Annotated in this window: 15 protein-coding genes and 1 tRNA gene; 1 reads left to right on the top strand and 15 read right to left on the bottom strand. The window is 41.8% G+C overall.

All coding sequences use genetic code 11. The features are described from left to right. Positions 1-8: 8 nt before the first annotated feature. The 10 genes from BWD47_RS10230 to BWD47_RS10185 all read right to left on the bottom strand — a co-directional run bounded on the left by BWD47_RS10230 (position 9) and on the right by BWD47_RS10185 (position 12236). The gene (locus BWD47_RS10230) at positions 9-1226 is read right to left on the bottom strand and encodes a lipopolysaccharide biosynthesis protein (protein WP_143474486.1); all 1218 of its coding nucleotides are present in this window, start codon (positions 1224-1226) and stop codon (positions 9-11) included. 50 nt (positions 1227-1276) lie between these two features. Continuing rightward, positions 1277-2329, bottom strand: coding sequence for a pseudaminic acid synthase (gene pseI / locus BWD47_RS10225; RefSeq protein ID WP_075593911.1), 1053 nt, complete (start codon positions 2327-2329; stop codon positions 1277-1279). Positions 2330-2335: 6 nt separating this feature from the next. After that, the gene (gene pseG / locus BWD47_RS10220) at positions 2336-3862 is read right to left on the bottom strand and encodes a UDP-2,4-diacetamido-2,4,6-trideoxy-beta-L-altropyranose hydrolase (RefSeq protein ID WP_075593910.1); all 1527 of its coding nucleotides are present in this window, start codon (positions 3860-3862) and stop codon (positions 2336-2338) included. Further along, on the bottom strand, positions 3856-4542 hold the full coding sequence (gene pseF, locus BWD47_RS10215) for a pseudaminic acid cytidylyltransferase (RefSeq protein WP_075593909.1): 687 nt from the start codon (positions 4540-4542) through the stop codon (positions 3856-3858). Before pseF ends, pseG begins: the two co-directional genes overlap by 7 nt. Before the next feature lie 2 nt (positions 4543-4544). Then, positions 4545-5705 carry a UDP-4-amino-4,6-dideoxy-N-acetyl-beta-L-altrosamine transaminase gene (pseC, locus tag BWD47_RS10210; protein WP_075593908.1) on the bottom strand — a complete coding sequence of 387 codons (1161 nt, stop codon included), beginning with the start codon at positions 5703-5705 and terminating at the stop codon, positions 4545-4547. Positions 5706-5717: 12 nt separating this feature from the next. Beyond that, the gene (gene pseB, locus BWD47_RS10205; protein ID WP_075593907.1) at positions 5718-6731 is read right to left on the bottom strand and encodes a UDP-N-acetylglucosamine 4,6-dehydratase (inverting); all 1014 of its coding nucleotides are present in this window, start codon (positions 6729-6731) and stop codon (positions 5718-5720) included. 48 nt (positions 6732-6779) lie between these two features. Continuing rightward, entirely contained in the window at positions 6780-7748 is a 969-nt protein-coding gene (locus BWD47_RS10200) for a Wzz/FepE/Etk N-terminal domain-containing protein (RefSeq protein WP_075593906.1), read from the bottom strand. Positions 7749-7806: 58 nt separating this feature from the next. Continuing rightward, a complete protein-coding gene (locus tag BWD47_RS10195; protein WP_143474488.1) occupies positions 7807-10476 on the bottom strand; it encodes an SLBB domain-containing protein in 2670 nt (889 codons plus the stop codon). Positions 10477-10602: 126 nt separating this feature from the next. Beyond that, positions 10603-11382: a YdiY family protein gene (locus BWD47_RS10190; RefSeq protein ID WP_036973284.1), complete on the bottom strand. Its 780-nt coding sequence runs from the start codon at positions 11380-11382 to the stop codon at positions 10603-10605. 35 nt (positions 11383-11417) lie between these two features. After that, positions 11418-12236 carry a mechanosensitive ion channel family protein gene (locus BWD47_RS10185; protein WP_036973285.1) on the bottom strand — a complete coding sequence of 273 codons (819 nt, stop codon included), beginning with the start codon at positions 12234-12236 and terminating at the stop codon, positions 11418-11420. A 278-nt stretch (positions 12237-12514) separates the two neighbouring features. On the opposite strand from BWD47_RS10185, the gene BWD47_RS10180 reads away from it, so the two are divergent. Then, positions 12515-12590, top strand: a tRNA-His gene (locus tag BWD47_RS10180). A gap of 1946 nt (positions 12591-14536) precedes the next feature. On the opposite strand, the gene nagP is transcribed toward BWD47_RS10180, so the two are convergent. The 5 genes from nagP to hscA all read right to left on the bottom strand — a co-directional run bounded on the left by nagP (position 14537) and on the right by hscA (position 23960). Continuing rightward, the gene (gene nagP / locus BWD47_RS10175; RefSeq protein ID WP_371915643.1) at positions 14537-15820 is read right to left on the bottom strand and encodes an N-acetylglucosamine MFS transporter NagP; all 1284 of its coding nucleotides are present in this window, start codon (positions 15818-15820) and stop codon (positions 14537-14539) included. Positions 15821-16035: 215 nt separating this feature from the next. Beyond that, the gene (locus tag BWD47_RS10170) at positions 16036-18681 is read right to left on the bottom strand and encodes a family 20 glycosylhydrolase (protein ID WP_075593904.1); all 2646 of its coding nucleotides are present in this window, start codon (positions 18679-18681) and stop codon (positions 16036-16038) included. A 1496-nt stretch (positions 18682-20177) separates the two neighbouring features. Further along, entirely contained in the window at positions 20178-21605 is a 1428-nt protein-coding gene (locus BWD47_RS10165; RefSeq protein WP_075593903.1) for an NAD-dependent succinate-semialdehyde dehydrogenase, read from the bottom strand. A 142-nt stretch (positions 21606-21747) separates the two neighbouring features. Continuing rightward, the gene (gene fdx, locus BWD47_RS10160) at positions 21748-22086 is read right to left on the bottom strand and encodes an ISC system 2Fe-2S type ferredoxin (RefSeq protein ID WP_036973288.1); all 339 of its coding nucleotides are present in this window, start codon (positions 22084-22086) and stop codon (positions 21748-21750) included. Positions 22087-22097: 11 nt separating this feature from the next. Continuing rightward, positions 22098-23960, bottom strand: coding sequence for a Fe-S protein assembly chaperone HscA (gene hscA, locus BWD47_RS10155; RefSeq protein ID WP_036973289.1), 1863 nt, complete (start codon positions 23958-23960; stop codon positions 22098-22100). Positions 23961-23967: the final 7 nt, after the last annotated feature.

Raw genomic sequence — 23967 nt, 5'->3', positions numbered from 1 at the left:
CCAACTCTTTATTTCAACACTTGGTAACAATAGAAAGCTTTACTCAGGAATGTAATCACTGATGATAAAAGCATAGCCAATACAATATTCATGAACACATTAATATCTGTTGCTACGTAAAGCCCAAAAACACTAACGAAAAAAACTAAAAATTGAAAAAAATGGGTTTTTAGTATCTTTCTGTCTTCATTTGCAGCATAAATTACATAATGGGGTATATATGAAATAACAATGAAAAAATACGCAATAAGCAATCCCCAAAAGTAGTTTATGTAATTCAGGTACTCTTGCTTACCTATATAGCTAAACAAAAACTCTAACAAAACATAGTAACCGGAGATGATCAATATATAAACAAACACTATTGCAACTGCATCTTTCTTCATTTGATTTAAGATTGCGTGCATATTTTTATTTTTAAAATTCTTTATTTGCTTTGGGTAACTAAATTGAAATACAGCAGAATCAGCAAATGTCATAAAAACATTGCATAACCCAACATACACAGCATATATTCCAACTAACTCTTTATGGCCTAAAAGCTCCAGTATCAGTCTATCACCAGTAAAGACAGCCCTAGCTAGCAAAGTGCCAAAAAATAGAATTATAGATATATTTATCCCTCGAAAAATCCACTTTGAATCGATATTGAACTTAAATGGTGCAAGGGAAAATATATCTCTTAAATAATATACACCTATAAAAAGTGCTAACCAACTAGAGAGCAGCCAAAAGCCTAGAATGACTTTTAGAGAAATATAATCTGGGTTAAATACCATTAAGAACACAACAATATATGACCAAAGAGCACTTCGAATAAACAACGTCCAACTTGCTGCAATGACTCTTCCTGATGCAATAAGTAATCTACCTATTTCCTGCCCCAGATATTCGCTAATTACAACCATGCAAAATATAAGCAAAATATCTACTGAGAACACATCTAAAAAGAAAAGCAGTAAGAAAGGAATTGTTACAAGTGATAACGATAATAAATTAAAACTTAACTGCTTAGACGCGATTAAAGCTTGCTCACTTTCACTTTGTATAAAAGCTCGATTCGAAAAAGTATAAAAGTCAAAACCGATCAAATATATTGAATAAGTTACAGAAGCAATAAAAATACCATACTCCCCCATATCTGATAGGGATAGGTATTTCGCAGCAAGAAAAATAAAGAAAAACTTACTTACAAGCACACTCAAGCGTAATGCTATATTTATCACTACCTCTTTATTGCTAATTAATTTTATAAATTGGTTCAAAGCTTTCAAATTTAAAGATCAACCAGTCTATTTGTAAGAGCTGTACCAGACTTAATAGAAGACTTTGCTTGCTTGCCTATTACATCATGTAAATACTTTGGTGCTAAGCCATAGCCTGGCCTAATACTCTTTACATTCTCATGTGTAAACACGTCACCTTCTGCAACATCCTTTACTACATACAATGAACGCCTAAAGATTGCATTCCCTTTCTCGCTCTCTTTTCGCTCATAATTTACTTTTCCTAGCGCCTGCCATGCTATTTTACTATCTCTGCATAACTGCTCTAACTCTGGCTTCTCTAACGAAAAACTATCATCCGGTCCGCCACCATTTCTGTCTAGCGTAACGTGCTTTTCGATTAAACATGCCCCCAACGCGACCGACGTAATAGCTGTTGTATTATCTATTGTGTGGTCAGATAGCCCCGTTAGCACATCAAAACGCGTTGCCATATCTGCAACCGTTGCTAAATTGTAGTCTTCTGCTGGCGCTGGGTAACCGCTCACACAGTGTAAAACAACCAACTCTTTACACCCTGCGTTTCTCGCTGTTTCGACTGCTTCGCGTATTTCTTCTTCGTTTGCCATACCCGTCGAAATTATCATCGGCTTACCCGTTTTCGCCACATACTCGATTAAGGGTAAATCAATGGCTTCGAACGAAGCTATCTTATAAGCTGGCGCACCAAGCTCTTCCAACATATCCACTGCCGTAAAATCAAATGGCGAACTAAAAATTGTAATGCCAAGCTCTTTCGCTTTCTCAAATAAAGGTTTATGCCACTCCCATGGCATGTGCGCCTCTTCATATAGGTCATAAAGCATTTTGCCATCCCATAACCCGCCTTTAATTAAAAACTCAGGGTTATCACTTTTCATCGTGATTGTATCGGGACGGTAAGTTTGCAGCTTAATTGCATCTGCGCCACATTCTTTTGCCATTTCCATTATTTTATAAGCGTTTTCTATGTTGCCATTATGGTTTGCTGACATTTCCGCAATAATATACGGTGCGTAATCTGGGCCTATCTTTCTGTTATCTATCGTAATAAATTTTGTCATTATTCCTCACTCCACAACTGGTCGAGTAAATTGCTCTGAATTGACTCTCTGATACCCTGCGCTACTAAAAAGCGCTTGTGATGCCGCGTTTTCTTTTAATACCGTGGCATTTATTATCACATCAGGGTGTAAGTTATCTATTTGCTGTAAGGCATATTTTCCTATGCCCTTGCCAAAATAATCAGCGTCAATAAAAATTGAAATCGTGTATTGACCTTGCGCGCTATTATCAAGGCGAACCACACCCACAGGTGCCGTTTCTTTGTTATTTTCGTCAACAAGTTCAATAATATAAAAATAGTCGTTGTTTGCTGCGAGCTTCTTTGTCATCCATGCTTGATGCTCTGAAAAACTCGGCACCGCTTTATTTAATGCATATTTTCGTGTTTCTGGCTTACACTGCCACTCGTAAACTTGTTCAATATCTGAGGTGATAGCGGGCCGTAACTTTAACCTAAACTCACTCAGTCGGTTAATGGCTTTCACCACTCGCTGTACTCCCTGTCCATCACACAGCTGTAAATTAATTCTCCGTATCTCTTCATACTGACTGAGTAATTCATGATACGTCGGCACTAAATCTGTCTGTATTCGAGATAGGTCTACTTGTTTTGCAGCACCTACCAATGCCAAATTACGGCTAATTGTTTGCTGATTTTCAGCCAGGGCAATAATAATGCTTGGTAGCCCAACACATGCTCGCTCCCACGAGGTGCTTCCCGGTGCACCTATTGCAAGTGAATGCTCGGCCATTAATGCTGCCATATCACTTACAAAATCAATATGCGTTACCCAATGTGAGTGTTGTAACGAAAATGCCTTTACACTTTCATAATTTGGCGCACGGGGGCTTAATAAAACGGTGACAAGTGGCTTTGTGTCAAGCTGCTGTAAAGCCTGCAGAGCTCGAAGTGTCGCGTTTGGTGCATCAATGCCTCCCATCGAAAGAAGGATGCGAGGCGGCTGTCGCAAAGGCGGCTGTTTTTCTACTTGGCACTGTTGGTGATATGTCGCAAAAACAGGCGCAATTAGTGCGTATTGCGTTCCTGCAAGTACCAATGCATTGGCATTTTTTCGGTTATACTCCGCTGCGTGTCGTTGTAATGTTTGATCGATAATTAATTCAGCGTTATGCGCTCTCACTAAGTCATCAATTACAACCACTTTACAATCATGCGTTTCTTTTACTCGCTTGTGCCATAAAGCACCAATACCATAATGGTCAACAATGACTAAGTCTGTCGATTTAATTAAATCAGCACACTCTGCTGCATCATCAAGCTCTGGGACTTGAAGCCAGCCTTGATAGTCATCTGTACTAACAGGTTCAACTGGGCACGCTAGCGCTGAAAGTGGGCAAACATTGTGACCGCGCTGCTTAATAAATGATATTAAGTCACCAGCTTGTGGACGAGTCAAAAAAACAACTTGGTGGCCATTGATTGACAGCGCATCCGCCAAAACCAAACAGCGCATAACATGACCACTACCAATGTGAATGGATGCGTCAACCCGAAAAGCAATTTTTAGCATTTGATAACCTGAAATAACGCTTCAGCTAAATCCCAATCCTCTGGCGTATCAATATCTTGCACTTGCTTTCGTGGCAAAAGTACAGCTTTTGACTTAACCCCAAATATAGGCCGTTTAGCTTTAAATGCGTCCGCTGTGCCCCAATAAAATTGGCCCGCATCATGGTATGCTTCAATTAAATCTTGCGAACGGGTATTAAAGTGCTCCGGTTGAAACATTTCAACCGTGCCTTCGGCATTCAGTTTTAGCGCTCGCTGAATAGGAAATGCATAACTCGTTGCACTAAATGCATAATCCAACTCACCCGATTGCAATGCTTCATACCCTTGTTTTAGGTTACTTGGCAAAACAAACGGCGCGGTTGCATAAAGACAACAGACATTATCAACAGCATCACCCTGTGCCTCAAGCCATTCAAGCGCATGTTTCATAACATCCAAAGTCGTTGCGTAATCATCCGCAATATCTGCTGGTCGCATAAACGGCACCTGTGCGCCAAACTGCTGTGCAACATCGGCAATTTCAGCATCATCTGTTGACACTATCACCTTGTCAAAACACCCGCTTTTGATAGCCGCTTCTATCGAATAGGCTATCATTGGCTTACCATGAAACAGTTTGATGTTTTTTCGCGGAATGCGCTTACTGCCACCCCTCGCTGGAATGATTGCTATATTCACGACTATTCACTCAAAACAGCTGTTAATTGCTTCACAACGTCATCTTGCTGTTCATGGGTCATCCCGTGAAACATCGGGATAGAAATCGCTTCTGCGTAATAACGCTCAGCTTCTGGGTAGTCACCTACGTTAAAACCCATTCGCTGATAATACGGCTGCAAGTGCACCGGAATATAGTGCAAATTGACTCCGATACCCGCTGCTCTTAGCTCATCAAATACCTGCTTGTGTGATTTGGTGATGGCGCTTAAATTCAAACGGATTACATATAAATGCAAACCAGAATACGTCTCAGGCAACTGATACGGCAAAGTAATCGGTAAATGTGCAAGCTTTTCATTGTAACGATTAGCTAACTGATGGCGAGCAGCGACAAACGACTCTAAGCGTGACATTTGCGACACTCCTAGTGCCGCCTGTAACTCTGTCATACGGTAGTTAAAACCTAGGTCAACTTGCTCATAGTACCAGCCACCGTGTGATGGATTTTCCATCAAGGCTTCATCTCGAGTGATACCATGACTTCTATACAGTGCCATTTTATCGGCCAGCGCTTTATCATTTGTGAGTGCTGCGCCCCCTTCTGCCGTCGTGACAATTTTAACAGGGTGAAAACTAAAGACGGTTATATCACTGTATTCACACGCACCAATCGGTTGTGACTGGTAACGACCACCAATCGCATGCGACGCATCTTCTATTACTTTAAAACCATACTCGCGTGATAGCGCATGGATAGCTTTCATATCACAAGGTTGACCGCACAGGTGAACAGCCACTAACACCTTTGGTAACGTTCCCGAAACTTTAGCGCGTTGTAACTTCGCCTCTAATGCAGTAGGACATAGGTTGTACGTTTGTGGATCAATATCGACAAAATCAACCGTCGCACCACAATAAAGGCCACAATTAGCTGATGCAACAAATGTGACGGGTGTTGTCCAAAGAACATCACCCTGCCCTAGCTCCAAGGCTAAACAGGCAATATGCAATGCTGAGGTGGCACTATTAACTGCTAATGCGTAATGTGCACCGGTGGCATCCATTAACGACTTTTCAAATGCAGGCACTTGTGGCCCTTGAGTTAAAAAGTCTGACTTCAATACCTCAACAACAGCGTTGATATCTTCTGCTGTGATAGATTGCTTTCCGTACGGTATCATTTATGCGTTCTCTTATACTTCAAACGTAGGATCAACGTGCTCTTTGACTAAGTGGCGTAAACTTTCAACGGTTTCCCACTCGGTGTTTGTACCTGAGTTGTATTTGAAACCAAAAGGAACTTTCTTCGCTTTATGGTGCTCAAGAAATTGCGCTTCAGTGTACATGTAAGAAACTGACGGTAGAATCGCGTACTTGTCACCTAAATCAATGGTATTAATTGAGTCGGTTTCAGTGAGCATTTCTTCATGTAACTTTTCACCAGGGCGAATACCAACAACTTCAGTCTTACACTCTGGAGCCACGGCTGTAGCAACATCTAAAATTTTGTATGAAGGAATTTTAGGAATAAAGATTTCACCACCTAAATGATGGCCAATCGCAAACATAACCAAATCTACGCCATCTTGAAGGGAAATATTAAAACGTGTCATTTCTTCGTGCGTAATAGGTAGAATACCGTCTTGACGCTTATTCAAGAAAAATGGAATAACCGAGCCACGTGACCCCATAACATTACCATAACGAACAACGCTAAATTTAATGTCTTTTGAGCCTTTAATATTGTTCGCCGCTGCAAATAACTTATCTGATGCAAGTTTTGTTGCTCCGTATAAGTTAATTGGGGCACATGCTTTGTCTGTTGACAATGCAACAACGTCTTTAACGCCGCATTCTAGTGCCGCATGAATCACATTCTCTGCGCCATCTACATTAGTACGAATACATTCTGTTGGGTTATATTCTGCTGTATCTACTTGCTTAATTGCAGCAGCATGAATAATCACGTCAACACCTTCACACGCTTGCTTTACACGCTCTTTATCACGTACATCACCAATAAAAAAGCGTAACTGGGGAAACTGTTGTGGCGGATAGCTCATACGAAGCTCTGATTGCTTCAATTCGTCACGAGAAAAAACAATAATCTTTTTCACGTCAGGGTAACGCGCTAAAATTGTCTCTATAAATTTCTTACCGAATGAACCCGTGCCACCCGTGATTAATACTGTTTTGTTATTTAACATTTTGTTCTCTCTAAAGTGATTTGGTTAAGTATGGATAGTTAAATAACATTACTTAACCTCAAAGTGTCTAGGGGAAACTGAGTTACCTCTTCTAAGAATGTAGTTCAAGAAAACGAGTGCGACTCCCACTACACCGCCAATTAAAGTCATAAAAATACAGATCAATGCTCTTTTTGGCTTAAACTTTTCTTCTGGTATTACAGCGGGATCAATAGTCCTGAATACATATTCATCTCTAACTTCAGAAAACATTATAGTCTTACTCTGCTCTTCAATGAGTTTATAAAGGATCGCCCGCATGTCAGCTACATTCGTTTGCTCGATCTGTTGCTTAAGGTATTCAATATTTTTAACAGAGCTACTAAGATCTCGTTGTTTCATTTTTTTATTGATATCTTGCACTAGCCATCTAACCCACTTTTCAGCAACATATGGGGAGTAATGCTCTACAGAAAGAGTGATCATTCCTGTTTCTTCTGACACATTTATAGACACAATTTTTGTATACTCTTTGTAAGCTTCTTGCATTGATGGTTTTGCTTTTAATGGCCACTCAACCTTACGAACCCACTTTTGAGTATCTTTATCGTATAGATCCTCATTGTATAAAACTTTATTGCTGGCACTATCCCAAGACTCTGCTGCCATTAAATCAGCTAAAAGCTCATGTGAATTAATAAACTCACTAGCAAACTGCCTCGACTTAATAATCTCAATAGCTAATTGTACCTTATCGCCGCCTTTATTGGCATTAAGGTTAATACCTGCAAAACTAGCGAGACCACTAAATTGGCCTGTTAAAGCTGATAACCCACTTGCTGTATCATTATCAGCTGCAGGAGCTAAAACTGCATATGACTTATATACATTTGGTAATAGGAGTGAAATTAGCACTCCTGATAATGCAAACAAGATTGTTATTATCAATACTTTCAACCGACCTTGCCAAATAATAAGTACAAACTCACTAATATTGAGATACTCATCATCTCGTGGGCTCAATTTTTTTTCTGTCACACTATTGCTACCTAATGTTTTTCTTTCAGTGAAATATCAAACTGCACAAGAGCTTAATTTAAATACTACTAATCGCTGCTACGGCTACACCAAGCTGATAAACAATCTGCGTTGCGGTGCTCCACAAGGTTAAGTTGTCCATGTAATCAGCATTCATTGGTACAACGATAGTGTCGCCCGCTTCTAAGAGCTGTGAATCATTAACTGCAAACCAGCTGCCGCTATTTGGAATTTTTACTGAACCATTTGCTTTAATGATATAGATTCGATCATCAGCGGCACGCTCTTTTAAACCACCACTGAGGCTGATGTAATCTTCAACGTCAATACCGGGTTTAAACAAGTGAGAAGTCGCGTAGTTTACTTCTCCAATAACGCTTATTGAGTCACGTTTGCTTGGGACATAAAGCGTGTCGCCATTTTGTAAAACTAGTTTTTGTTTGTTATCTGCAATAAGAGGTAAATCAATAACTAAACGTCCTACAGCTTCAACATTTGCCAAATCAATAAGTAACTTGTTCATTTCTTCATAAGAAAGGGTGTTACTACTTACGGATTTTTCAAAGCTTTTTGTGGCAATGTCTCGACGTAAGTCTTCTGATAGTTTTGCTAACTGTTGTTGTTCTTGTTTTCGGATTGACTCACGAGTAAAGATAGCAGCATCGGGTTCTGCAAAGTCAGAAAAACCCCCAGCTCTTTCAAGCAGGTTAGTAAGGGTTTCTCCACGTCGAATGGTGTATACACCAGGAAACTTCACTTCACCTTTTAGCTCAACTTTTACGTTTTCTTGCCAATTAGGAATAGAGAAAATATTAATACTATCTTTACTACGCAATATTTTATTTTCAGCTTTTTCACCTAGCATAGCTGCATGTAGGTCAAACTTGATGTGTTCAACTTTTGACGCATCACCCGCAACAATCCGAGTGATTTCAGCTTGTTCTGTATAAGCTGACTCAAGTAAGCCACCGGCTGCTGCAATAAGTTCGTTTACTTCGCTGCCAACCGTTAACGGGTAAACGCCTGGGTACGTAACATGACCATTAATTTCAACAAGTTGCATTGCTGTTGTAACAGAGGCTTGCTGTTTAAGCTTTGCTATAATTGGTTTTAATAAGTTATAGCGACTAAAGACTGCGTAATCTTCAGGTTCTAACTCCTGCTCTTCTTCTTTTGCTTTACGCTTCGATATTTCTGCGATGGTGAGTACTTTTTCTTCCTCAAGCTTGAAAGGGTCTTCTTCTTTTAAAACACCAATATAGCGTTCAAACTCTTTATTTTGATATTCGTGCCATTGCTTCACTTTAAATTGCTGTTGCTGTTGCTCTTCGCTTAACGCCATATTTGCAAGTGCAATTTCTTCAGCTTCTCTTTCTTGATAACGGCTAAAAACAAACAGTTTATCGTTTGCTTTTAACTCTAAATCATGACCTTGAGCTTTCACGATAGCTTGGGCAATATCAAATTGGAAAACCTCAATATCACCGGCAACGTTTATTTCACGTACCAGTAAGCCATAACCAAGATCGGCCTGTGGCAGTAAGTCGCCACGCACTGAAGTGAAAATATCTGAAATGCGTTTACCTTGATGCCATTGGTAATGACCAGGACGCGCAACAGCACCAATTAAGCTAACACTATTTTGATACTGTAAACTGATAGGGTTAAAACGAATACGGTCACCATCACGCGGAATATAGCTAATTTTATTTGAGCTAAAATCAACAGATAATACTTCTTTCATGTTGTGATTGTTAAAGCGCTCAACCAACGCTTTTTTAGCATATGCTTGTGGCTTTAAACCGCCAGCCATTTTTAAAAGCTGCTCTGCCGTTTCGCCTTTTTTTAACTCAAAAATTGCTGGGCGTTTTACAAGTCCCTCAACAGCAACTTGCGAACCAACAGGCGGGATAAAAACAACATCACCTGGCTTTAATATAATATCGTTACTGCTATCACCCTTAATAAGCAGATCGTACAAGTCAAAATTCGCAACAACTTTACCGGCACGTTTAACTTGTATGTTTCGTAATGAGGCTATTTCTGACACCCCGCCGCTCACAAACAAAGCATGCGATACTGTAGTCAGTGATGACACACTGTAACTACCCGGTTTATAAGCTTCACCTAACACTAAAATACGAATACTACGTAGTTTACCGACCGATACAAACGCTTTAATGCCAATAACTTCCTGTTCAACTTTGGCTTTAATGAGCTCTTTTACTTCTGCAAATGTAAGCCCTGCAACTTGGACTGGGCTAAGATTTGGGATACTTATACGGCCTTCACGATCAACCATCACATCGTAGCTTTCACTTTCTTTACCATAAAAGTTAATAGTAAGCTCATCACCACGGCCAATTAGATAAGTATCTGGGACTGCGGCATTTTCGCTGGGCATAAATGTGGTTGGCTCACCAGCAAATAGGTCATAACCAAAAGGTTTTACTTCATCGACTTTCGGCGCAAAACGTTCATCGTCTGTAAGTTCTTCTTGTTCTTTTTCAAAGCGAGGTTGAATTGTTGACTCTTGTTCAACAGATTCTTTATTAGAGGTTTTGCCTGTTATGGTGGATAAATCGACACCATATTGCTTAGCAAGCGCTTCTTGCTGAGCTTTAGGAAGCTTTTTAAATTGCTCAATTTGAGCTGCTGTAGGGGTAAATGCCAATACTGATGCAGAAGTTAATAGCAAAAAAGTAATAAAGAGTCTTTTAAATAACATCACAAGTAGGGATTTCCATAGTTCTACAGTCAAAAAGATTGTCTATTCTACCTGAAATGACAAAAAATAAAAAAGGGACTTTCGTCCCTTTCTGTCATAAAAACATCAATATTCCGGTTTATTTAGTTAAAAACTGTAAACCAACGTTAATGACGTTTCAGTATCTGTATTTTCTTTGTCGTCAGCGACATCAGAGTTGTGAGTAATGTTGTACGCCACTTTCATTTGCAGTGAACCATTAATTTTGGCAAGAATGGCTGATTCAGAACGTGTTTTGGTGTTGGTATCACCGTATTCCACAGAAACGAGCTGAGTGAAACGCGCACTGTCTGAAATTTGCCAATTGTAGTCAAGTTTACCTAACGCAATTACTTCACCTTCGCGTTCACCCGCAAGTGAGTTACCGTTTTCGTCAACTTCTGTGCTTGTATCTGGGTATTGGAAGTATTTATAACCTGGACCCACTTCTGCATTTAACCACATATCAGAACGGTCGATTAGTCGTAAACCATAACCCGCTGAAACTACGGTCTCATTACGGTAAGCACCAAAGTAATCAGATACGTGCGAACCGTAAATGAATAGGTGTGAGTGCTTTTCGTTTAGCTTGTAGTTACCCTGTGCAGAAAAAGAGTACTTTTCGTTAGTACGTTGTGTTTCTTTAACACCGGCATCATTTTCGATCTCGTCTTCTTTATAAAGACCATCAAGCTTATATTCGTTATTCCAGCTCTCAAGGTTATGTAATACCTTTATGCCACCTTTTAGAGTGGTTGTTTCTGTATTACCGCTGGTTATGATGGCACCTAACTCACTCGTAACGTCCCACGTTTTCGTTTCATCGGCTGCGAATGCGCTAGTTGCAGCAGATGCTGCAACTAGAATTGATAAAGCTTTTAATTTCATTAAAAAATAACCTTTACTACTTTTAATTAGACAATTTAGTCTTCTTTGTGCAAATGAACGTCCATTTGCGGGAATGGAATAGTGATGTTTGCATCATCAAGTGCAATCTTAATGTTTTCCATTAAGTCGAAATATGTTGGCCAATAGTCAGCAGAGTTAACCCATGGACGAACCACAAAGTTTACGCTTGAATCGGCAAGTTCAGATACAGCTACTGTGTATGCAGGATCTTTTAATAAACGTGTTTCTTTGTCTAGTACTGACTTAAGCACTGCTTTTGCTTCTTTAAGATCAGCGTCGTAACCAACACCAATTACTAAGTCGATACGACGTGTAGACTCACGTGAATAGTTAACAATTGCATCGCCCATGATTTTTGAGTTAGGCATTACAATTACTTTGTTGTCTGGTGTGCGCATTTCTGTAGAGAAAATTTCAATTTTCTTAACCGTACCCGCTTTACCGCCAGCTTCAACATAGTCACCTGATTTGAACGGACGAAGTAAAATAATTAATACGCCAGAAGCAAAGTTAGATAATGAACCCTGAAGTGCTAAACCAACAGCTAAGCCCGCAGCACCTAAGATAGCAATGAATGATGTTGTCTCGATACCTAGTTGAGATAGAGCCATTAAGATTGTTGCAGCAAAAACGATTGCATAAACAATGCTCGCTACAAATGAACCTACCGCTTTATCTACTTTTTTCTTATCAAATGCTTTTTCAGTTAACCCTTCGCAGAATTTGGCGATGCGGCTACCAATAAAGAAGATAATTAGCGCCAGAACAGCCTGAACGGCGTAATGTATTATTAAATCTGAATTCTCATTGATCCAGTTCATTATTGTATCCATGTTCTCTCCTGAAGTTCATTTTTAGCGTAACGCTGTTGAAATTATATATGATCTTTGGTTAAAAAATCATTAAATAACATGCAGATTAATCAATGAGTGATTGCTTAATTGCAAAAGCGAGAGTCTAGCCCCCGAAACTGAACGCCAGCTGACCAGTGTTAAGTTTCTGAAATTTCTTACTCTTTCAACTTTTTTATCTTTTTTTTATATTTAGGGGTTCACAAGCCCACGTTAATTATGTAATATGCGCGCCACACCAAACATGGTGTATCTCAGTGGCGGCTGTAGCTCAGTTGGTAGAGCCCCGGATTGTGATTCCGGTTGTCGTGGGTTCAAGCCCCATCAGTCGCCCCACTCCCCCCCTTTTGTATTTCTTTTGTTGTTCCTTTATAGATTTGTTCTTAGCTTAGTTACCCTAGCATTATTTTATTTCAATTTTTAGCCTTTGTTTTTAACTCTCTGTTTTTATTCAGCACATCTTATACATTTCACCTTGCTTATTTTTAACCATAAAGCTATTTAAAAAGTTGCTGCGCAAACGCGCCATGCAAGCATAACGCCTACGGTTTAATGTAGGCGTGAAATTTATTTCGCGCGAAGAGGTTATAAGCAACGAGCATCGAAAAGCGAGATACGAGCTAGTACAGCTAAACCGAGGTGGGTGTTTAATGTCGCTGAATAGGTTTGCTTTTCGGCGTTAAAACGCCTCCTACGTGTGTCGTGTGCATTTTTTGTAGGAAGGGCTTTAGCCGTGAAAGGGTTTTAAGCTACGAAGTACGAGCAGCGAGGTGCGAGCTAAATCGAGGTGGGTGTTTAATGTTGCTGAACAGGTTTGCTTTTCGGCGTTAAAACGCCTCCTACGTGGGTCGTGTGCATCTTTTGTAGGAGGGGCTTTAGTCGTGAAGAGGTTATAAGCAACGAGGTACTAGATGCGGGGTGCGAGTTACGAGCTAAATCGAGGTGGTTGTTTAATGTCGCTGAATAGGTTTGCTTTTTCGGCGTTAAAACGCCTCCCACGAGTGTCGTGTGCATCTTTTGTAGGAAGGGCTTTAGCCGTGAAAGGGTTATAAGTAACGAGCATCGAAAAGCGAGATACGAGCTAGCACAGCTAAACCGAGATGGTTGTTTAATGTTGCTGAACAGGTTTGCTTTTCAGCGTTAAAAAGCCCCCCACGTGTGTCGTGTGCATCTTTTGTAGGAGGGGCTTTAGCCGTGAAAGGGTTTTAAGCTACGAAGTACGAGCAGCGAGATGCGAGCTAAACCGAGATGGTTGTTTAATGTTGCTGAACAGGTTTGCTTTTCAGCGTTAAAAAGCCCCCTACGTGTGTCGTGTGCATTTTTTGTAGGAAGGGCTTTAGCCGTGAAAGGGTTTTAAGCAACGAAGTACGAGCAGCGAGGTGCGAGCTAAATCGAGGTGGGTGTTTAATGTTGCTGAACAGGTTTGCTTTTCGGCGTTAAAACGCCTCCTACGTGTGTGATGTGCATCTTTTGTAGGAGGGGCTTTAGCCGCGAAAGGGTTATAAGTAACGAGCATCGAAAAGCGAGATACGAGCTAGTACAGCTAAACCGAGATGGTTGTTTAATGTTGCTGAACAGGTTTGCTTTTTCGGCGTTAAAACGCCTCCTACGTGTGTCGTGTGCATTTTTTGTAGGAAGGCTTTAGCCGTGAAAGGGTTTTAAGCTACGAAGTACGAGCAGCGAGGTGCGAGCTAAATCGAGGTGGGTGTTTAATGTTGCTGAACAGGTTTGCTTTTCGGCGTTAAAACGCCTCCTACGTGTGTCGTGTGCATCTTTTCTAGGAAGGGCTTTAGCCGCGAAAGGGTTATAAGTAACGAGCATCGAAAAGCGAGATACGAGCTAGCACAGCTAAATCGAGGTGGTTGTTTATTGCTGAATAGGTTTGCTTTTTCGGCGTTAAAACGCCTCCCACGAGTGTCGTGTGCATCTTTTGTAGGAAGGGCTTTAGCCGTGAAAGGGTTTTAAGCTACGAAGTACGAGAAGCGAGATGCGAGCTAAACCGAGATGGTTGTTTAATGTTGCTGAACAGGTTTGCTTTTCGGCGTTAAAACGCCTCCTACGTGTGTCGTGTGCATTTTTTGTAGGAAGGGCTTTAGCCGTGAATTTTTAAAGGTAAGTTGCTGCGCAAACGCGCGATGCAAGCATAACGCCAACGGTTTAAATAAGACAAAAAAATGCCACCTTTCGGTGGCATTACACACGGGATTATTTCTATTTACTAGAAATGCTTTACATCAAGTGCAAGGCCGACGATTTACTCGTCTTTACCTCACGCTTTTTAATTACTTCCAACTTTTCATTTTATGCCCTTTCACAGCATAGAAAAGTATGAATAAATAACAAGGCAACATCACAATATAAGCCATTTGTTGCGCCTCGGCACTTTTAACGCCGCCACTTGCCAGGCCCCAAAATAACGGACCAAATGCACCGCCGGCAATACCCATAACAAGCAAGCCCGATCCCACACTGGTAAGCTTACCTAAGCCCGAAAGCGCTAGCGGCCAAACTGCTGGCCAAACAATTGCATTGGCAAAGCCTAGCACAGCAATCAGCAATAAGGTATCAGGAAGTACCGATTTTAGGCCAAGCAATGTAGAAATAAAGACCGATTCATTACTGCCTGTTACTATTGCAAGCGTTAACACACAGCCTAACAGCGCTGAAATAGTCAGTGCTGCCTGCTGAGACAACACACGTGGAATCAATAAGATACCTAAAAAGTAACCAAGTACCATACAACCCATGGTGTATGATGTCATCACACTGTATTGCTCAACACCCAATGACAGAGCAAAGCTACCAATGGTGTCACCAGCAATTACCTCGACAGCCACATACACAAACAACGCCACAATCCCTAACGCAAGGCTCGGATGTGCCAATGCTTTTTTAACTTGCCCAGGCTGCTGTTCATCAGCATCATCAATTAGTTCCGGTAACGGCATTTTGGTCACTGCGAAGCCAAGTATACCAATAAAAAGTGCCATCCCTAAATACGGTAATATTAAGCCATTGGCCATGGCATCGATGTCAGCTTGGCTGAGCTCTTTACCAACAAACCCTTTAAAATCACTCAATATGAGTGCGGTAAACACAATCGGGGCTACAACCCCTGCACCTTTATTTAAAATACCCATAACACTTACGCGGGCTGCGGCTGATTCCTCGGGACCAATTCTTACCACATACGGGTTCACCGCTGTTTGTAGTAATGTTTGACCCGCGCCCATAACGAGTTGCGCAAATAAAAACAGTGCAAACACTTGTGTTTTTGCAGCAGGAATAAATAACAACCCTGCAACCATCATGGTTGCCATGCCAAGGGCCATACCATTTTTGTAACCCACCTTACGAATAATCATCGCTGATGGAATCGCAGTGAATGTTACCGCGATATAAAACGAGAAAATAATCAACGACGCCTGAAACGGCGAAAGCTGCAAAACTTGCTGCAGGAAAGGCATTAAAGAGCCATTTAACCAAGTAGCAAAGCCTAAGATAAAAAACAGCGTGGCAACGATAGCCATAGGTATTAGGCTGCTTTGTTTATTCGTTTCTGACATGGTAATTCCCATTCATAGCATTGACTCAATTTATCAACGCTATTTGTTCAAGATGATTATAAATACGTTTGATGAAATATTTATAACACTAACGCAACAAAAATGACAGCGCTGCCATTAAACTGACATCAAATTGTAGTCATAATACGATGCCTTTCGTTAAAAGCAAGATAATAAAAAAGGGCCAAAGGCCCTTTTAGTTTGCTTGTAATCTATTAATTTACATAGGTTATTCGGCTTGTTTGCTGCGAATTTAAACGGCTACGCAAGGCTACATTCGCATCATTTTCAACACTGATCGGATCAGCATAAAGCTGCCAATTTTTTCCATTATCTAGGCTGTATTCAATGCTTAAATAGTTAAACGCTGTGTTGGCTTTTAACGTCCCATTTTCAATAACAGCTCCCGGCACAGGTAAATGCAAATTGATACCATCTTGGGCCAGCTTTTCGAGCTCTTTTAAACCCACAGCGCTTGAGAATTCAGCCCAGTCTTTCGCTTGCTTTTTGGTATCGACATTTTCACCTTCCCACTCAGCTTTGTGCCACGCACGTTCTGCAACTGACAAAATACGCGGAAAAATCATCGCTAACACCTGATCTTCAGTGCGGATAGTTTCAGACCACACCTGACCTTGCATACCCAGAATATTTTCAGGTTTCTCAAGCTTAGGTAACGGGCGACCAACCAAGGCTTCTAAATTAACAATTGGCTCGCGAGTACGGGTATAGTCTGCGTTCGCGTATACATCGTCTGGCATGTAGTTAAAGGTTTTTTTAGTATCGGTGTAACGGGTTGCCCAATAATAACCACGCTCTTCTGGGCTGGCTTCATAGGGATGATCGAAATATAAGTGCGTACCATGTGATAACACCACTTGGTAGCCGGCATTTGCTAACCGATATGCTCTGTCTGCAACGCCCCACTCCCAAATATTATCCCATGTATTAACCGTAAAGGTTTTATTTGGGAATTCATCACGTTTAAATGAATTCTCACGGTCATACATGATGCCGTCTTCCCAAATTCCCGGGGAAATACCACGCTTTTCTAATAGTGTCGCGACGCGTTGCGTGAAATATGGTTTAAGATCAGCGGGGCCCGACACGCCATTACTCGGCTCGGCAAATAACGCCTGACAAACAGGTGAGCCAATCCATGAACCAGCCCCCACTTCATCACCACCAATGTGTAGGTTTTTCAGCTGTACGCCCGCTTCGCGGTACATTTGTTGTAATTCATACGTTACTTTATCTAAAAATGCATAGGTTGAATCCATACAGACATTCATCGAATTATCTTTGTAATTTTGTACCGTCATATACACTGAGGTATCTTTCGGATCGGTCAGTAGATACTGTGTTGCAGGACCCATATCCACTTGTTGTATTTCTTGCTTGGCCGAGCCAGTTTTTATATTGTTTTTAGCTGCTTTTTCGGCTTGTTCGAGCATATTATGATAACGTGCCTCCATCGCTTTTATTGATGCACGCGCATGCCCGGGTCCCTCTACTTCAGGGATGATCTGAATATGGCGATCTTTTGCGTATTTTAACAGTTCAACAAATTCTTCGCGTTTTAAGTAACCATTGCCCGAACCTGTTTTAAATGGTCCCGTACCTAGCTGCGTTAATAAACAGGTGCGCTCTTCTAAATCAAAACAACGGTATCCACCTACCTCGGTAAGCTCCGGTAGGCCAGGTATTTCGAGTCGCCAGCCTTCATCTTCAGAAAAATGCCAATGTAGCTTATTCATTTTATAGCGCGCCATTTGCTCAACGAGCTTAAACATGGCTTCTTTACCGTGAAAGTTACGGCCATTATCGTAATGCATACCACGCCAGCCATAGCGAGGTGAGTCTTCTAATTCAAGCTGAGGTAAGCTTGCTGAGCCTTGGGTTGCTGCTGGCATCAAATTAAGCACACTTTGCATCGCATAAAACACACCTGCATTATCACTGCCGACGATGTTAATGACTTCATCATCAATTTCGAGGGTGTAGCTTTCAGCTTTACCGGCATTCAGTGCAGGGTCGACTTTAAGACGAATAAGTTTCTCTTTACCAAGGTTAATATGGTCAGGCTGCGCTTTAAGGCTAATACCATAGTCATCTTGTAAGTCTTGCATAAACACCATTACTTCGTGCTTGAGCTGACCTTGATAACTAATTTGCCAATCATTATTGATGGTTGTTGTACCCCGGTTAAAGTCAACTTTGCGTGGTTTTGGAATAATGCGTTTTAGTGCTTCTTCTTTACTTACAGCAACGTTATCGGCATTGTTTCTTTCAAAGCGTACTTTAGGCGTTGCAAGCACAGATAAATCTTTCGGCTCGTTATAGCGGTATAATTGGTTATCGCGCGTAAACGGCATTACAAATTGTTTAAAGTCTTCGGTATCTGTATTTGCAAATACCGCTGGCTTATTTTTTCCTGAAACAAAAAATGCACGCGGCATAAAATCGCTGTAAGCAACAACCCATACTTGTGCATCAAAAGGCAGTTCTAGGCTTTCACCCGCTGCTAACCCTTTAAAGCTGCTCGTTGGTACTATACGGTGTAAGTCACCATTAACATGTTCAATATTTAAGCCTGCGACATGTTCGGTCGAAATTTTACGAACAGAGTGAATATAAAGCTGCCAATCACTTTCACCCGCAGGCAAAGCCACGTCAGAGCGATTATTAAGCGTAATTTGACCTAAGAAACCCGCGTCTTTATTACGGAAATTATCTTCTACCGAAAATAGTAATTCAGTGTCTTTAGCAAAGTGATTAACCTGTGATTGCGTCAGTGTCGCATGTGCGACTACAGGTGATGCTACCAGTATCGCGGCGAGTATTGACCTCTTAAAATCCATTACTTTCTCCTCGTTTAAGCCCTGAGTTTACGGTATTTATTCCGTAATATTTGTCATTTTTGTTTATTATTCATACCTATCATATAAAAACTAAAATGACAGCGCTATCATTTTATTAAAAATAAGCGGGTAGCTTCATCGTAGGAAGCGTTTTAACGCTAATTTTATTAAATAGATGTTGCTGCGCAAACGCGCCATGCAAGCATAACGCCTACGGTTTGTTGTAGGCGTGAAATTTATTTCGCGCGAAGAGGTTGTAAGCAACGAGGTGCGAGATGCGAGATAAATAAGCTTCGAGATACGAGTTGCGAGGTGCGAGCTAAACCGAGAGGGGTGCTTAATGCCAGTTAATAGGTTTGCTTTTCGGCGTTAAAACGCCTCCTACGTGTATCGTGTGCATCTTTTGTATGAGTGGCTTTAGCCGTGAAAGGGTTATAAGCTTCGAGAAGCGAGGTGCGAGATGCGAGCTAATACAGCTAAATCGAGAAGGTTGTTTAATACCACTGAACAGGTTTGCTTTTTCGGCGTTAAAACGCCTCCTACGTGTGTGATGTGCATCTTTTGTAGGAGGGGCTTTAGCCGTGGTTTTATAAAAGAGATGTTGCTGCGCAAACACGCCATGCAAGCATAACGCCTACGGTTTGTTGTAGGCGTTAAATTTATTTCGCGCGAAGAGGTTGTAAGTTACGAGGTGCGAGGTGCGAGCTAAATCGAGATGGCTGTTTAATGCCAGTTAATAGGTTTGCTTTTCGGCGTTAAAACGCCTCCTACGTGTATCGTGTGCATCTTTTGTATGAGTGGCTTTAGCCGCGAAAGGGTTATAAGCAACGAGTTACGAAAAGCGAGATGCGAGCTAATACAGTTATACTGAGAAGGTTGTTTAATGCCAGTTAATAGGTTTGCTTTTCGGCGTTAAAACGCCTCCTACGTGTGTCGTGTGCATCTTTTGTAGGAGGGGCTTTAGCCGCGAAAGGGTTATAAGCTTCGAGAAGCGAGGTGCGAGCTAATACAGCTAAATCGAGAAGGTTGTTTAATACCACTGAACAGGTTTGCTTTTTCGGCGTTAAAACGCCTCCTACGTGTGTGATGTATGTCACTTGTAGGAGTGGCTTTAGCCGTGAATCTTATAAAGGTGTTGCTGCGCAAACGCGCCATGCAAGCATAACGCCTACGGTTTAATGTAGGCGTGAAATTTATTTCGCGCGAAGAGGTTGTAAGCAACGAGATGCGAGATAAATAAGCTTCGAGAAGCGAGGTGCGAGATGCGAGCTAAACCGAGAGGGGTGCTTAATGCCACCGAAAAGGTTTGCTTTTCGGCGTTAAAACGCCTCCTACGTGTGTGATGTGCATCTTTTGTATGAGTTGCTTTTTGTAGGAGGGGCTTTAGCCGCGAATTTTAAAAGAGATGTTGCTGCCTAAATGCGCCATGCAAACATAACGCCTACGGTTTGTTGTAGGCGTTAAATTGATTTCGCGCGCAGAGGTTAAAGCGGCTTTTAAATCTTCATACAAAGATACTTCTCTTCTAGATACTCATCTAAGCCTTGATGACCACCTTCACGACCCAGGCCCGACTGTTTCACACCACCAAATGGGGCAACTGGGTTTGAGATAAGCCCTTCGTTGATGCCTATCATGCCGTATTCAAGTGCTTCACTTACGCGATAAATCTGTTTGATGTTGTCACTGTAAAAATAAGCAGCTAAGCCATAAGGCACATCATTGGCAAGTTTCAGTAGTTCTTGTTCGTTATCAAAGGCAATAATGCTGATTACAGGACCAAACACTTCATCATGGTAAATATCCATCTCTGGGGTGACATCAGTCAAAATGAGTGGCGCTTGAAAACTGCCCTCAAGCTCCTTATTATCGCCAATTAAAGAAGCCCCTTTGTTCACCGCATCTTCGACTAAGCTTTGTACTTTCTCTTTTGCTTTTGGGTAAATTAATGGGCCAATATCCACCCCTTCATCAAGACCATTGCCTACCTTTAACTCTGCTACTTTGTCAGTGAGTTTTTCAAGTACGGTTTCAAGCACTGAGCGCTCTACAAAAATACGGTTTGCGGCGACACAGGTTTGCCCTGCGTTTCTAAACTTCGCGCCCATGAGCCCTGTAACGGCGTCATCTAAATTGGCATTTTCAAAAATAATAAAGGGAGCATTACCACCGAGCTCCATCGATGTGTTCTTAATTGTAGAAGCACACTGAGCGAGTAATTGCTTACCGACCCCAGTTGAACCTGTGAAAGTAAATTTACGTACGCGCTCAGACTCTGTCATGATTTCGCCGACCATTTTTGCGTTTTCAGATACCACCACATTTAAGGCACCTTTCACGAAACCGGCTTTATCAGCGAGATATGCAAGTGCAATTGCACACAATGGCGTATGCTCAGAAGGTTTAATAACAAAGCTACAGCCTGCCGCATATGCGGGGGCAACTTTACGCGTGATCATGGCAATCGGGAAATTCCACGGTGTAATACCTGCCACCACACCCACGGGCTGTTTTATTGTTGATAAACGATGCTGACTATCCGTCGCAGGAATACTATCGCCGTAACTGCGTTTGGCTTCTTCGCTAAACCATTTAATAAACCCGGCGCCGTACTCCACTTCACCCAATGCTTCTTTTAAAGGTTTACCTTGCTCTTTGGTCATTAACTCAGCAAGTTGTTGTTTATGCTCAATGACTAAGTCGTACCAACGTCGCAACGTTTCACTGCGCTCAGTCGCCGTTGTTTGCTTTAGTTTGCTAAAGGCTTCGTCGGCACTTTTTATAGCCAGTTCAACCCCGGCTTTATCAATATTAGAGACATGGGTAATCGCCTCTGCGGTTGCGGGATTATCGACACTAAAACGCTGGCTTGTAGAATAAAAGTCACCGTCGATAAATGAATCAGAAAAAACCAAATCAGACATAGAACCTCCAAGTTAAAGACACTAGAAATCAGAAATCTGACGACTATCATCTGAAATCTACTATCTGACAGCTAAAAAACAAAAAACCGCTGTAGAGACCAAGCAACTACAGCGGTTTTTAGGTATTCAAAGCCGTTAAGAATTAATGCTCTTCATTAACGATATTGAGATTATACTTTGGAATTTCAACCACAAGATCTTCATCTTTAATGATTGCTTGGCAACCAAGACGTGACTCTGGTTCAAGTCCCCATGCTTTATCTAACATGTCGTCTTCTAGCTCATCACTTTCGTCTAAAGAGTCAAACCCTTCGCGAATAATTAAATGACATGTCGTACACGCGCATGATTTTTCACAGGCATGTGGGATGCTAATGCCATTTTTAAGCGCAACATCTAATACAGTTTCGCCTGCAGGTGCTTCAATTGCTGCGCCTTCTGGGCATAACTCTTCGTGTGGAAGAAAAATAATTTGTGGCATACCTTACCTCGTTAAACTTCGTCTACTGACTGCCCTTGCAGCGCTTTTTTAATTGATGCGTCCATTCTACGCGCAGCAAACTCGCTACTTGCATTATCTACAGCTTCAATCGCTGCTTTAATTTCTGCCGGTGTTGTGGCACTTTCGCGTACCGCAATAAGTTTAGCAATTTCTGCTTTTAACACACTTAATTCTTGTTCATCAAGCAATTGGCTATCGGTTGCAAGTGAAGCTTCAAGTGCTTCAACAACACGTAATGCTTCAACTTGCTGCTCTTTGAGCATTCGCGCTTCCATGTCGTCTTTGGCATTTGTCATCGACTCTTTCAGCATATTAGCAACTTGATCATCCGATAAGCCAAATGAAGGTTTTACCTGTATTTCAGCTTGCACACCGGTTGATTTTTCCATTGCTGATACGCTCAATAGACCATCGGCATCAACTTTAAAAGTAACACGAATATGCGCAGCACCTGCCGCCATAGCCGGAATGCCCTTTAAGCTAAATTTAGCCAGCGATCGACAATCATCTACTAATTCACGCTCGCCTTGCAGCACGTGTAATGACATCGCCGTTTGACCATCTTTAAAGGTGGTGAACTCTTGTGCACGTGCCACCGGGATTGTGGTGTTACGTGGAATGATTTTCTCGACCAAACCGCCCATGGTTTCAAGACCAAGCGAAAGTGGTAGTACATCGAGCAATAACATGTCAGAATCAGGCTTATTACCCACTAACACATCTGCTTGCAGTGCAGCACCAAGGGCCACAACACGATCGGGGTCAATTGAGGTCAGTGGTTCTTTATCAAAAAATGCCGCAACTTGAGAGCGTACAATCGGCATGCGGGTAGACCCACCCACCATAACAACTTGCAGTACTTCTTGGTTTTCGATGCCGGCATCTTTTACCGCACGTCGGCACGAACGAAGCGTTTTCTTTACAAGTCCTAGCGCCAATTCATCAAAGGTTTCGCGCGTTACTTCAACTGTGTAGCTTTGGCCATCAAACTCTAAACCAACGTTCACTGTTTGGTATTGGCTTAATGCTTCTTTACAGGCTTTTGCTTTATTGATGAATAAACGTAAAACCGATGCCGATAACTCGTTAACACCCGTTTGCTGCTTAAAGTAGTCAACCAGTAATGAGTCGAAATCGTCACCACCTAGGCTCGAATCACCGCCTGTCGCCATGACTTCGAATACCCCTTGATGCAGGCGTAAAATAGAGATATCGAAAGTACCGCCGCCCAAGTCATAAACGGCAATAATGCCTTCTTGACCTGAGTCTAGGCCATAGGCTACTGCCGCCGCTGTTGGCTCGTTGAGTAAGCGTAAAACATTAATACCCGCAAGTTCAGCTGCGTCTTTAGTGCTTTGACGCTGTGCATCATCAAAGTACGCTGGCACAGTGATCACGGCGCCCATAATATCTTGGCCGGCAAAGCTTTCTTCAGCACGTTGTTTTAAGGTTTTTAATATTTCACTTGATGCCGACACCGGGCTGATTGCGCCAGCAACAGTGCTAATGGCAAGTGAGCCATTATGTTCACAAAACTGATACGGTAATTGACCGTAACTTTGCTCAATTTCGGTTTGTGTTTTGCCTAAGAAGCGCTTCACTGAAATGAGTGTATTTGCTGGGTCTTGTGTAGCCGCTGCAGCCGCTTGTTCACCCACTAATATGCTGTCTGCTTGGTACTGAACAACCGACGGCAGCATTGCATTACCTGCAAGGTCTGTTAGTGTGCGAGCTTCGCCACTTTGGACAGTCGCAACAAGTGAATTTGTTGTACCTAGGTCAATACCCACTGCCAATTTGTGCTCATGTGGTGCCGCGCTTTGCCCCGGCTCAGCAATTTGCAATAATGCCATAATGCTC

This window comes from Pseudoalteromonas sp. PAB 2.2, assembly GCF_001938575.1.
GTDB lineage: Bacteria > Pseudomonadota > Gammaproteobacteria > Enterobacterales > Alteromonadaceae > Pseudoalteromonas > Pseudoalteromonas lipolytica.
This window is presented reverse-complemented; position numbering and strand designations above follow the sequence as displayed.

Bases quoted from the DNA above. Each gene is read 5' to 3' on its own strand.
- pseI (WP_075593911.1), bottom strand. From the start codon at position 2,329: ATGACAAAATTTATTACGATAGATAACAGAAAGATAGGCCCAGATTAC.
- pseG (WP_075593910.1), bottom strand. From the start codon at position 3,862: ATGCTAAAAATTGCTTTTCGGGTTGACGCATCCATTCACATTGGTAGT.
- pseC (WP_075593908.1), bottom strand. From the start codon at position 5,705: ATGATACCGTACGGAAAGCAATCTATCACAGCAGAAGATATCAACGCT.
- pseB (WP_075593907.1), bottom strand. From the start codon at position 6,731: ATGTTAAATAACAAAACAGTATTAATCACGGGTGGCACGGGTTCATTC.
- BWD47_RS10195 (WP_143474488.1), bottom strand. From the start codon at position 10,476: ATGTTATTTAAAAGACTCTTTATTACTTTTTTGCTATTAACTTCTGCA.
- BWD47_RS10190 (WP_036973284.1), bottom strand. From the start codon at position 11,382: ATGAAATTAAAAGCTTTATCAATTCTAGTTGCAGCATCTGCTGCAACT.
- BWD47_RS10185 (WP_036973285.1), bottom strand. From the start codon at position 12,236: ATGGATACAATAATGAACTGGATCAATGAGAATTCAGATTTAATAATA.
- nagP (WP_371915643.1), bottom strand. From the start codon at position 15,820: ATGTCAGAAACGAATAAACAAAGCAGCCTAATACCTATGGCTATCGTT.
- BWD47_RS10170 (WP_075593904.1), bottom strand. From the start codon at position 18,681: ATGGATTTTAAGAGGTCAATACTCGCCGCGATACTGGTAGCATCACCT.
- BWD47_RS10165 (WP_075593903.1), bottom strand. From the start codon at position 21,605: ATGTCTGATTTGGTTTTTTCTGATTCATTTATCGACGGTGACTTTTAT.
- fdx (WP_036973288.1), bottom strand. From the start codon at position 22,086: ATGCCACAAATTATTTTTCTTCCACACGAAGAGTTATGCCCAGAAGGC.
- hscA (WP_036973289.1), bottom strand. From the start codon at position 23,960: ATGGCATTATTGCAAATTGCTGAGCCGGGGCAAAGCGCGGCACCACAT.